This window comes from Rhodoplanes tepidamans (assembly GCF_030813915.1).
Classification (GTDB): domain Bacteria; phylum Pseudomonadota; class Alphaproteobacteria; order Rhizobiales; family Xanthobacteraceae; genus Rhodoplanes; species Rhodoplanes tepidamans.
The window spans coordinates 123,969-135,063 of sequence record NZ_JAUSUJ010000011.1; the positions used below are offsets into that span (position 1 = coordinate 123,969).

Consider the following 11,095-nt stretch of genomic DNA (forward strand, 5'->3'; position numbering starts at 1 on the left):
GGCGACGGTGGTCCGGCACGGCGGTCCGGCACGGCGGTCCGGCACGACGGTCGCGCGGGGCTCACGGGGGGCTCGGGGTGAGACGGCTGATTCGGCTGATGCAGCGCCTGCTCGTCCTGGCGCTCGGCGTCCTTACCGTCTGGCTTATCGTCTTCGTCGTGTTCGACACGGCGGACCAGCGGCTGCCGTGGATCGCCGCGGTCGCCGTCACCTATGCGGTCGCCGCCTACGTGATTCTGCCGCGGGCCGTGCGCACCGGCCTGAAGATCCTGCAGCGCAAGAGCATCCCGAGCTTCACCGTGACCGGGGACGGCCTGCCCGCCGATCCGGTCAATCTCGTGCTGGTCGGCACGCTGGCGGAGCTGCGCGAGGCCTTCTCGGCCGCCGGCTGGACCGAGGCCGAGCCGCTCACCCTGACGAGCTCCTGGCGCATGGCGCGGGCCTTCGTGCTGAACGAGCCCTATCCGGCGGCGCCGTTCAGCACCCTGCATCTGTTCGGCCGCGGCCAGGACATCGGCTTCCAGCGGCCGATCGGCGACAGCCCGCGCCAGCGCCATCACGTCCGCTTCTGGGCGCTCGGCCTCGAGCGTGCCGAGATGCCGCTGTCCACGCCGGAGTTCTGGCTCGGCACCGACCGGCCGCCGGAGGGCGACCGCGTGCTCTGGGTCGGCGCCGCCACCCGCGACACCGGGCTGTCGCTGACCCGGCTGACCTTCCAGATCACCCACGCGACCGACGACGACACCAACGCGGAGCGCGACTTCATCGTCGCCGAGCTGACCGAGCGGCGGCTGATCGAGGACGTCACCTGGGTCCGCGCCGGCGAGGCACTGCCGGTCCGCCGCGTCAACCACTACACGGCCGACGGCGAGATCACGGTGGCGCGGCTGGCGTGAGCATGGCCATCGTTCCGGGGCGGCGTCATCGGGGCAGGCCTTCGCCCGGCCCGGCGACAGGCTCCGCGCCGAACCCGGACTCCAGCCCCACTCTCGGTGTGTGTCGCTGGAGTCCGGGTTCGCGCGCTGTCGCGCGCGTCCCGGAATGACCAGAAACGGATCACGCGGCTCTCGCTTCACCTCGCGCCGGACGCGCTGAGGTTCTGGGCGGCGAAGTCGCGCAGAACGGCGTTGCCGCGGGCCACGGCGGACGTCAGTGCCGCGGCCGGGGTCTTGGTGCCGGCGAGCGCCTGCTCCATCTCCTCCTCGACGATGTCGCGGATCACCACGTAGGAGCCGAGCCGCAGCCCCTTGCGGCCGGCGGCGGGCGGCTCGAGGCCGAGCTGGCGGATGGCGATGTCGGCGCCCGGGTTCTTGCCGTAGAAGCCGCTCTTGCGGCTCGCCTCGTACGCCGCGCGGGTGATCGGCAGGTAGCCGGTCGTCTGGTGCCAGCGCGCCTGCACGGCCGGCTGCGACAGATAGGCGAAGAACTTCGCCACCCCGGCATATTCGGCGTCCGGCCGGCCGCGCAGCACCCACAGGCTGCCGCCGCCGATCAGCGGCGGGTGCGGGGCGCCGCGCACGTCCGGCCAGTAGGGCAGCGGGCCGAAGCCGACCTTGAAGGTGGCATTGTTCAGCATCTCGGCCCGCGAGGCCGACGAGCCGAGAAAGATCGGGCATTCGCGGCCGAGGAACTTGGCCTCCGCCTTGGTGGCGCGGCCGCCATAGGCGTAGAGGCCGGCCCTCTGCCACGCCACCAGCGCCTCCAGGTGGCGGAGCATCAGCGGGTTGTCGAGGGCGAGCTCGGCGTCGAGCCCGTCGAAGCCGTTGCCCCTGGTCGCCACCGGCAGGCCGTGGACGGCGGAGAAGTTCTCCACGTTGATCCACGACGGCCAGTCGGTGGTGAAGCCGCAGGTCTGGCCGGCGCCGCGCAGCCGCTTCGCCGCCGCCTCGACCTCCGGCCAGGTCTTCGGCGGCGCCTCGGGGTCGAGCCCGGCCGCCTGGAACTTGTCCTTGTTGTAGAAGAGGATCGGAACCGACGAGTTGAACGGGATGGAGAGCATCTTGCCGCTGCCGTCGGTGTAGTAGGCGGCGACCGCCGGGATGTAGGCGGCGGGATCGAACGGCGCCTTCTCCTGGCGCATCAGCGCATCCACCTCCACGACGGCGTCGCGCCGCGTCATCATGGTGGCGGTGCCGACCTCGGCGATCTGCACGATCGCCGGCTGCTCGCCGATCCGGGTGGCGAACAGGGCGGCCAGCATGGTCTGGGTGTAGAGGCCCTTGAACACCGGCACGATGCGATAGTCCGGCTGCGAGGCGTTGAAGCCGGCGACCAGGTCGTCGAGCGGATAGGCGAGCTCCCCCGGCATGCCGTGCCAGAACTGGATGTCGAGGGCGCGGGCCGGCCGCGTCGCCGCGGCGACGACGAGCAGGGGCCCGGCGAGCAGAAGCCCGGCGATCAGAAGGCCGAAGATCCGCTTCGACGACCGCATCGGTCCCACAGGACGTCCTCCCCTTGCGCGCCGCGGCGGCGACGGCCTGGCCGTGGTCCGCGAGCGGGGCGATCCTACAGGAGACCGGGCCGGGACCGGAACACCGCCGTTCGGGCGGCCGGCCGGGCTGCCCAAGATGATGGCATGCCAAGGGCGAGCCGGCTTGCTAGGATCGGCCGGTCATTCCCGGTCCGTTCCGGACGTCGCGGGACGGACGTGCACGCGTTTCTGCAGGATCATTGCCCATGTCGTTCCAATCCATCGCCCGGCCGAGCCGCCGCCGCGTGCTGGCCGGGGCCGCCGCGGCCGGTGCCGTTCTCGCCGCCCCCGCCGTCGTGCGGGCCCAGTCCAAGGCCCTCAAGGTCGCCGTCGTGCTGCCGCGCTCGGGCCTGTTCGCCGCCGCCGGCCAGGCCTGCCACCGCGGCGCCGTGGTGGCCCCGAAGGTGCTGGCCGACCTCGGCTTCGCGGTCGAGCTGATGCATGTCGATTCCGAGTCGAACGTCGACATCGCCCGCACCCAGGCCGAGCGGGCGATCTCGGAGGGCGCGCAGTGCGTGGTCGGCGCCTTCGAGTCCGGCGCGACGCTGGCGATCGCCCAGATCTGCGAGCAGCGCAAGGTGCCGCTGATCGTCAACATCGGCTCGGTGCCGCAGCTCACCGAGCAGGGCTACACGTATCTGGTGCGCAACTTCCACACCAACGTGATGGTGGTGACGAGCGGCCTCGCCCTCGTCAAGGCGCTGATCGCGGCGACCGGCGTGCAGTTCAAGACCGCCGTCTTCGTCCACGCCAACGACACCTTCGGCACCGCCCAGCGGGCCGCGATGGACAAGCTGTTCCCGGCCTCGGACATGCCGTTCCGCCTGCTCGAGTCGATCGCCTACGACCCGAAGGCGCAGGACCTCGCCGTCGAGGTGACCAAGATCCGGGCGCTGGCGCCCGAGCTCGTGCTGTCGACGACGCGCTCCTCCGACGCCATCAAGCTCATCCGCGACATGGTGCGGCAGCGCTTCGAGCCGAAGGCGATCATCTCGCCCGGCTCGCCCGGCCTCTACGACGAGGAGTTCTACCAGGCGCTCGGCCCGCTCGCCGACTTCCACATCACCAACCTGCCGTGGGCGAATCCCAAGTCGGCGGTGACCCGGGCCCTCGCCGCGGCCTTCAGGACGGCGCATCCGAGCAACCGCTTCGAGGTCGACTGCTTCAACGCCGGCTTCACGTTCGAGGCCATCATGGTGGCGGCGGACGCCTTCAAGCGCGCCGGCACGGCCGAAGGCCCGACCCTGATGAAGGCCGTGAAGGCGACCGACATCGCCGAGCACGTGATGACGGGCGGCCCGATCCGCTTCGACGAGAAGGGCCAGAACAACAACATCCAGGCCGCCGTGGTGCAGAACCGCAACCGCACCCCGACCGTGGTGCTGCCGCCCGAGTTCGCCGTCGCCGCGCCCGTCGTGCCGATGCCGCCGTGGCAGGGCCGCGCCTGACGCCGTCGGGCGCCGGCCGGCGCCCGACGCATGATGGTCGGCGGGCGCCCGCGACAGCGGCTCGCCGCCTGCGACCGTCCCGCGGGCGGCGGCGCGGCTCGGTCGGTCCCGCAGCGTGCCGGCTGCGCTTCGTCACGCCGTGACGGCGCGGGCCGGCCGCGCGGTCAGGGCGTGCGGGGCTTCTTCAGCACGAACACGTCCATGACCCAGCCGTGCGCGTCGCGGCAGGCCTGCCGCTCGCGCGCGATGGTGTCGATCACGTCGCCGACGCGGCCGGCGACCAGCCGCTCGTCGGCGGTGCCGAGGCAGGCGCCCCAGAACACCTCGTGATCCGGATCGACCGCCCGCAGGCCGTCGCCGCGGTCGAGCATCACCACCACGGTCTCGGCGCCCGCGGTTCCGGCGACATCGGCCGCGCCGGCGGCGAGGCGGCGACCCGTCGTGATCAGGATCGAGCCGCCGATCTCGGCGAGCGGGATGCGGTGCTTCGCGGCGAGCGCCTGCACGCTGCCGATGCCGGGGACGACGTCGAAGGCGAGCGCGATCTCGCCCGCCGCTTCGACCCGGTTCAGCACCCGGATGGTGCTGTCGTAGAAGGCGGGATCGCCCCACACCAGGAAGGCGCCGCGCTCGCCGTCGCCGAGCTCCTCGCGCAGCAGCCGCGTGAACGTCGCGGCGAGGCCGGTGTGCCAGTCGGCGACGGCGCTGCCGTAGTCGCCGGTGTCGCGCCGGGCCGGCACGGCATAGGCGACGGTGCGCAGCGGCCGGTCGCCGGCGAAGCGGGCGCAGATCGCCTGCCGCACCTGCGCGAGCTCGGCCTTGCCGGCGCCCTTCTCGGGAACGAACACCACGTCGGAGCGGCGGAGCGTGTCGATCGCCTGCAGGGTGATCTGGTCGGGATCGCCGGAGCCGATGCCGACGACCGACACGGTGCGGACGGGGCGGGGAGGGGGTTGTGTCATGCGGCCGGGGTCTCCTCGAAGGGGCGCGCCGAAACCAGCGGGCCGAGCGCGGTCCAGACCTCCGCGGCCCACAGCTCCGCCGCGCGCTCGTCCGCCTCGGCCGTGTGGCCGGGGCGGGCCGGCGGACCGGGGCGCCACGTCACGCGCCGGCCGAGCCGGCGCGCCGTCTCGAAGTCGACGCTGCCGGGCAGCGGCGCGAGATCGACGATCACGGCGCGGTCCGGCAGGCGGGCGAGGATACGCCCGTCGACGAAACTTGTGAGATCGGTCGAGACGACCAGATCGAGCCGCGGCGCCAGCGCCGGCAGGTCGGCGAGGCGGTGCGGCACCGCGCCTTCCGCCTGCAGGCGTGCGTGATCCTCGGCGGTCGCGGCCGTGACATGGGTGCGGGCGCCGTGGGCGATGAGCCGGCGGACGAGTGCCGCGGCGTGCGCGTCCTCGCCGAGCACGCAGGCCTGCCGTCGCAGGTCGGCCGGGCCGCCGGCCTCGCGCCCGGCCGCGGGAGCGACCACCGGGATGCGGGGGCCCGGGCAGCCGTGCCCGAGCGTCATCGGCGGCGGGTCGGGTTCGGTCGTCAGCCCGGGCCCCGTGGCAGCACACCGGCCGGAGCGCCGCGCCGCGGCGTCCGGATGCGCGCCGCGCAGGACGATCCAGGTCGCCGCCGCCTCGAGCCAGCGCAGCACGGCACGGCCGAGCCGCTCCCGCAGGCCGGCCGCCCGGGTCCGCGGCCGCGGCGGTCGCGGCGCGATCGCCGCCGAACGCCGCGTGTGAAAGCCGGCGGCTCCGCCGGCGCGCGGCATCGCCGCCGGGGAGCCGGCCTCGCCGCCGCGGTCGGCGGCGCGGGCGGCGCGATCGGGCACGGTGTCCATCAGCGCACCCAGAACCAGCCGGGTGGGATCTCCGCCGGACGGCGCGGCGGTTCGGTCTCGGATCGGCCGGCCGGGCGGCCTGCCGGAGACTGCCGCGCGGCCCGCCGCCCGAGCAGGTCGGCGGCCTTCTCGATCGCGTCGGGCGCCGTGGTGAAGGCGGCATCGGCGCCGACGATCGCGGCGAGGCTGTCCGGGCGGTCGAGCGCGATGCGGCCGCCGACCAGCACGACGAGATCGCGGGCGCCCGCCGCGGCGCGGGCGGCCCGGATGTGCGCGGCGACGCCGTCGAGCGCGGCCGGATGGCGGGCGATGTCGCCGAGCAGCAGCACGAGCACGTCGCAGGGCTCCGCCCGCACCGCCGCGCACAGATCCGCGGCGTCGTGCGGGAAGGCGACCTCGACGCACCAGCCGGCATCGCGGAAGACGTCGCCGACCAGCGTCACTCCGAGCACGCTCGGCTCCGCCCGGTGGGCGGCGACCAGCGCGGTGCGGGCGGCGGCCGCGGGCGATCCGTCCGGCGGCACCGCCGCGCCGAGCCGGCGGGCGCCCTGCTGCAGATGCGCGAGCGCCAGCGTCGTCTCCATGTCGCAGCAGTGGTCCGCCTCGCGCCAGTCGCCGATCCGCCGCGCCGCCGGCTCGATGATCGCGCCGCGCAGCGTCCGCAGGTCACGGCCGGCGCGCAGCTCGCCGTCGAGCAGCGATTCCACGGCCCGGCCCGCGCCGGCCATCGCGCAGGCGGCGAGGTCGGCCACGATGGCGTCGAGGTCGCTGCCGCCCGCCTCCGGCGCGTCGGCGCCGCGGCCGAGGATCTGCAGGTCGCCGAACATCCGAACCGGCGTCGGGCTTTCGCCGAGCAGCTCGGCGGCCGCCAGCCGCGGATCGGTGCGCGCCGCGCGCCAGATCGCCCGCACCGCGTCGGGCGGTCCTTCGAGCCAGTGGAAGACGGTGCCGCGGTCGTGCAGCAGCAGCCCGCCGATGCCGAGGCCGCGGAGCCGCTCGCCCGTTGCCGCGAGCCCGGCCTGCAGGGCGGTCGCGTCGGCCGCCGCCGCCCGGGTGCGGAAGGCGAGCGAGAGCAGGGCGCCGGGCGGCGGCGGCTCCGGTTCCGCGGTCGGATGGAGTGGGGCGAGTGCGTCTTCGGCCCGCGGGCCCTCGGCGCGCGGGCGTCCGGCCCCGGTGCCGGGAGCGCCGGAGCCTCGCGGATCCGGGGCTCGCGCACCCGGTCCTTCGGTCGAATCGGTGGTGTCGGTCGGCATCGAGATCCCCGCCTCGCTGCGGCGGGGAGAGGGCGGGCGCAGGGACGCGGACGCGCAGGACGGCGCCCACCCATGCGTTCCGCCGGTGCACCCCGCCCGTGAACGTCGTCCGTCGTGGCAGGTCTCCTGGCTCGCGGGTCGTCACCCCTGTCTCGCCTTCCCGACGGCATCCCGTCAGTGGCTTCGGTCGACAGCGGCTCGCCGCTCACAGTTGCGGGGGCAGCTCCGGATTCGCGCGACGCTCACCGGATTCCCTCTTCGCCTCCGGGATCGCACCCGGAGGACCACGACCCGGCAATTCTCCACCCCCGGAGGCCGGCGTCAAGCCGGAGCGCGGCAATCTGCGGTGGTTCCGCGTCAGGGTTGGTAGCGAAGGCGGTGGCGCCTTCGGGAACATATTGCGAACGGAGAACAGATGGTGTACATAGGGACATGGAGGCGCGGCTTGCGTTGTCGACCCTCCGAATCCCGGGCATAGAGGAGGCGTTGATGGCGTCGGCCCCCCTGCGAGTCGTAGAGAATACCTCCATGGACAAGACCAAGGCCCTGGATGCCGCGCTCACCCAGATCGAGCGCGCCTTCGGCAAGGGCTCGATCATGCGGCTCGGCAAGTCGACCAAGCCGCTCGAGGTGGAGACGGTGTCGACCGGCTCGCTCGGCCTCGACATCGCGCTCGGGGTCGGCGGGCTGCCGCGCGGCCGCGTGGTCGAGATCTTCGGGCCGGAATCCTCGGGCAAGACGACGCTGGCGCTGCACACCGTGGCCGAGGCGCAGAAGAAGGGCGGCATCTGCGCCTTCGTCGACGCCGAGCATGCCCTCGATCCGGTCTATGCGCGCAAGCTGGGGGTCAATCTCGACGACCTTCTGATCTCGCAGCCGGACACCGGCGAGCAGGCGCTGGAGATCGCCGACACGCTGGTGCGCTCGGGCGCCGTCGACGTGCTGGTGGTCGATTCGGTCGCCGCCCTGGTGCCGCGCGCCGAGCTCGAGGGCGACATGGGCGACGCCCAGCCCGGCATGCAGGCGCGGCTGATGAGCCAGGCGCTGCGCAAGCTGACGGCGTCGATCAGCCGCTCCAACACCATGGTGATCTTCATCAACCAGATCCGCATGAAGATCGGTGTGATGTACGGCTCGCCCGAGACCACGACGGGCGGCAACGCGCTCAAGTTCTACGCCTCGGTGCGGCTCGACATCCGGCGCATCGGCGCCATCAAGGAGCGCGACGAGGTCACCGGCAACCAGACCCGCGTCAAGGTGGTGAAGAACAAGCTCGCCCCGCCGTTCAAGCAGGTCGAGTTCGACATCATGTACGGCGAGGGCGTCTCCAAGCTCGGCGAGATCATCGACCTCGGCGTCAAGGCCGGGCTGGTCGAGAAGTCGGGCGCCTGGTTCTCCTACGACTCGACCCGCATCGGTCAGGGTCGCGAGAACGCCAAGGCGTTCCTGCGCAACAATCCCGACGTCGCCGGCAAGATCGAGCAGGCGATCCGTCAGAACGCCGGCCTGATCGCCGAGCAGATCCTCGCCGGCGAGCCCGAGGCGGACGACGAGGAGGGCGCGGAGGAGTAGGCCTCCCGCCTTCGAGCCGCCGCCTCGCGGGCGGCGCCGGTATGGACGACCGGAGCGCGATCCACCCGCAGCGGGACGGAGCGCGCTCCGTCCTGTCTTCGAGAGCTGAGCCTCCGTGGTGGGATGGCCAGCGGACGTCTCCGCCCGGCGGTCCCCGGACCGTGGGCGGAGACGTTCGGACCCGCCGTGGTCCGGAGGCGGTCCCGCGATCCCGAGGTCCGCCCCGCGACGTGGTCGCGTTCTGATCCGCGGCGCGCGAGCCCGCGGCAGTCGATCCGGGCCCCGCTCCCCGCCCCCCAGGTCCCCCGTTGCCTCGGAGACCCGCCGCCTCGGCGCCGGGAGGCCGGGCGGGTGCCCGGCCCGTCGGGATTGCCCCGCGGACGCTCCTCCGCTAGGCCGGCGGCATGTGGACGACACCCCGAGCTTCGGCCGATCCGGCCGCCGTCCGGCCGGCCCGGCCGGCCGGCGTCTTCGGCGCCGGCGGGCCGGCGGCCGAGCCCCCGGTGCTCGGCGGGCTGTGGAGCACCGCGACCGCACGGCCCGGCGCGGCCCCGCCCGCCGGCCCGTCCCGGCTCGGCGCGCTCGGCTGGATCGCGGTCGCGGCCGTGGCGGCGATCGCCCTGGCCACGGCGGTCGCGACGTTTCTCGCCTATGCGGCCGCTCCCGACGCGCTGTGGGTCGACGTCCACCACGACCGCAACGGTCATTTCGGCTTCGGCCTCGACCTTGCCCTCGCGCTGCGCGGCGGCGACCCGGTCGCCTTCGTGTCCCACCTCGCCAAGGCGGTGGTGTGGCCGCCGGTGAACGGCCTCGTTCTCTCCGGCGTGCTGCTGGTCGGCGGCCTCGACCACCGGCTCGCCATCCTGCCGAGCCTCCTCGGCTGGAGCGCCACCGTGATCCTGACCGCGATGCTGGCGCGCCGGCTGCTCGACCCGCCCCGGACCGGATCGGCCGATCCGGCACCCGCCGCCGGCGCGTCCGCCGCCGTCGCGGCGGCGGTCGCCGGGGCGCTGGCGCTGTCGAGCCCGGCCTTCGCGCTGCTCGGTGCGGACGTCATGCTGGAGGGACTCGGCGCCGCGCTCTCGGCCCTGGCGCTGCTCTGTTTCGCCCGCGCCATGGACGCCCCCGCGGACCGGGCGCGCTGGCGCGCCCTCGGGATCGTCCTCACCGTCCTGTTCTTCCACAAGGGCAACTACTGGGGCCTGGTGCTGGTCGCGCTCGCCGTGACGGCCGCGATCGGCGCCCGCGCGCCGCTCGGCCGGCTGCTCCGCGATGCTCTCGCCTGGGCCGCGGCGCGGCGGCCCGGCCGCGTGCTCGCGGGACTCGCCCGGGACCCGCTGCTGATCGCCGCGTTCGTCCTCGCGGTGGCGATCGCCGCCCTCTACCGCCGCGGCCCGACCAGCCTCGACCTCTTCGGCCGCAGCGTCTCCCTCTACCCGCCCGAAAACCTCGTCACGGTCGCCTATGCGTTGGTCTTCGCCCGGCTGGCGATCGCCTGGATCCGGCTCCGCCCGGCGCTCGCGCCGCGCCTCGGCGTGCCCGGCCTTTCGATTCTCGCCTGGCACGTGCTGCCGGTCGCGGTGTCGTTCCTGATCCCCAAGCGGCTGTCGGCCTTCCTGTGGTTCATCGGCCCGTCAAACGCGCCGGCCGGGTCCGGCTTCGACCCGCTGCAGGGCGCGACCTACTATGCCGGCGTCGCCGCGACCGCCTTTCACGCCAGCCCCGGCGCGGCGATCGCCGCGGCCGCCCTGTTCGTCGCCGGCCTGCTCGGCTGGCGCCGCTGGAGCCCGGGCGGTCGCGCCGCCTTCGTCCTCGCCCTGGTCGGCGCCGCCGGCGTGGCCGTCCATCCGTACCATCAGGGCCGCTTCCTCGCCTCCTGGTTGTTTGCCGTCTGGATCGGAGCCGGCGCGGGCGCCGGCCTCCTGGTCGGCCTCGCCGCCCGGCAGGCGCCGCTCCTCCTGCTGCGGGCCGGGCTGGCGGTGGGGCTCTCCACCACCGTCCTGGCCGCGGCGGTGCTGTGGCGGGCGCCGCCGACCACGGCCGTCCTGGCGGCGGCCAACCGCTATCCGGGCCCCTCGGCCCTCGCGCTGGTGCGCGGTGCGCAGCCGGCGCTCGCCGGCGCCCGGCTGATCGGCGTCGCGTCGACCACCGGCCGCACGCCCTTCTTCGCCTGGGCCCTGCATGTCGGCTGCCGCTGCGCCGTGCCGGTCGAGTCTCCCTGGCTGGTCGCCGGGGCGCCCCGTGACGCGGTCGCCCGCACCGTCGCCGGCTGGCTCGCGACCACCCCGGCCGACCGGCTGCTGGTGGTCGACGTCCCGCTGTCCGCCCAGAGCCTGCCGGAGCCCGGCTTCCTCGGGGTGCTCGACGCGGTCGCGGCGCAGACCCGCTTCGTGCCGCGCGCCCGCCTCGCCGTTCCGGACCAGGCCGCCACCGTCACGGTGTGGGAGCGTCGCGATGCCGTTCCGGCGCCGTCCCCGACCCCCACGCCGTCCCCGGATTCCGCCCGGCGGGACTGATCTGC

8 protein-coding genes and 1 riboswitch are annotated in these 11,095 nt (G+C 74.4%); of the genes, 4 read left to right on the forward strand and 4 right to left on the reverse strand.

All coding sequences use genetic code 11. The annotated features are described in order from the left end of the window. The first annotated feature begins 77 nt into the window (after positions 1-77). Complete coding sequence (locus J2S22_RS14695; protein ID WP_272778045.1) at positions 78-896, forward strand: LssY C-terminal domain-containing protein; 819 nt, start codon at positions 78-80, stop codon at positions 894-896. Between the two features lie 176 nt (positions 897-1,072). Here the strand turns inward: J2S22_RS14695 and ugpB are convergent, their stop codons facing one another. Continuing rightward, a complete protein-coding gene (gene ugpB / locus J2S22_RS14700) occupies positions 1,073-2,431 on the reverse strand; it encodes a sn-glycerol-3-phosphate ABC transporter substrate-binding protein UgpB (RefSeq protein WP_272778044.1) in 1,359 nt (452 codons plus the stop codon). 245 nt (positions 2,432-2,676) lie between these two features. Between ugpB and J2S22_RS14705 the strand changes: the two genes are divergently transcribed. Further along, entirely contained in the window at positions 2,677-3,918 is a 1,242-nt protein-coding gene (locus J2S22_RS14705; protein WP_272778043.1) for an ABC transporter substrate-binding protein, read from the forward strand. Positions 3,919-4,082: 164 nt separating this feature from the next. Here the strand turns inward: J2S22_RS14705 and cobF are convergent, their stop codons facing one another. From cobF to J2S22_RS14720, 3 genes are read right to left on the reverse strand one after another with little or no spacing between them, the layout of a single operon-like run. Continuing rightward, entirely contained in the window at positions 4,083-4,880 is a 798-nt protein-coding gene (gene cobF, locus J2S22_RS14710) for a precorrin-6A synthase (deacetylating) (RefSeq protein WP_272778042.1), read from the reverse strand. After that, a complete protein-coding gene (locus J2S22_RS14715; protein ID WP_272778041.1) occupies positions 4,877-5,749 on the reverse strand; it encodes a hypothetical protein in 873 nt (290 codons plus the stop codon). Before J2S22_RS14715 ends, cobF begins: the two co-directional genes overlap by 4 nt. After that, complete coding sequence (locus J2S22_RS14720; protein WP_272778040.1) at positions 5,749-7,002, reverse strand: BLUF domain-containing protein; 1,254 nt, start codon at positions 7,000-7,002, stop codon at positions 5,749-5,751. Before J2S22_RS14720 ends, J2S22_RS14715 begins: the two co-directional genes overlap by 1 nt. Before the next feature lie 99 nt (positions 7,003-7,101). Continuing rightward, positions 7,102-7,306: riboswitch (cobalamin riboswitch) on the reverse strand. Between the two features lie 185 nt (positions 7,307-7,491). Between J2S22_RS14720 and recA the strand changes: the two genes are divergently transcribed. Both recA and J2S22_RS14730 read left to right on the forward strand, forming a co-directional pair. Then, positions 7,492-8,574, forward strand: a complete 1,083-nt coding sequence (recA, locus tag J2S22_RS14725) for a recombinase RecA (RefSeq protein ID WP_272778039.1) — start codon at positions 7,492-7,494, stop codon at positions 8,572-8,574. Between the two features lie 404 nt (positions 8,575-8,978). Beyond that, complete coding sequence (locus J2S22_RS14730; protein WP_272778038.1) at positions 8,979-11,090, forward strand: hypothetical protein; 2,112 nt, start codon at positions 8,979-8,981, stop codon at positions 11,088-11,090. Positions 11,091-11,095 lie beyond the last annotated feature (5 nt).

Coding starts and splice junctions, on each gene's coding strand:
- ugpB (WP_272778044.1), bottom strand. CDS start 2,431: ATGCGGTCGTCGAAGCGGATCTTCGGCCTTCTGATCGCCGGGCTTCTG.
- J2S22_RS14705 (WP_272778043.1), top strand. CDS start 2,677: ATGTCGTTCCAATCCATCGCCCGGCCGAGCCGCCGCCGCGTGCTGGCC.
- cobF (WP_272778042.1), bottom strand. CDS start 4,880: ATGACACAACCCCCTCCCCGCCCCGTCCGCACCGTGTCGGTCGTCGGC.
- J2S22_RS14715 (WP_272778041.1), bottom strand. CDS start 5,749: ATGGACACCGTGCCCGATCGCGCCGCCCGCGCCGCCGACCGCGGCGGC.
- J2S22_RS14720 (WP_272778040.1), bottom strand. CDS start 7,002: ATGCCGACCGACACCACCGATTCGACCGAAGGACCGGGTGCGCGAGCC.
- recA (WP_272778039.1), top strand. CDS start 7,492: ATGGCGTCGGCCCCCCTGCGAGTCGTAGAGAATACCTCCATGGACAAG.
- J2S22_RS14730 (WP_272778038.1), top strand. CDS start 8,979: ATGTGGACGACACCCCGAGCTTCGGCCGATCCGGCCGCCGTCCGGCCG.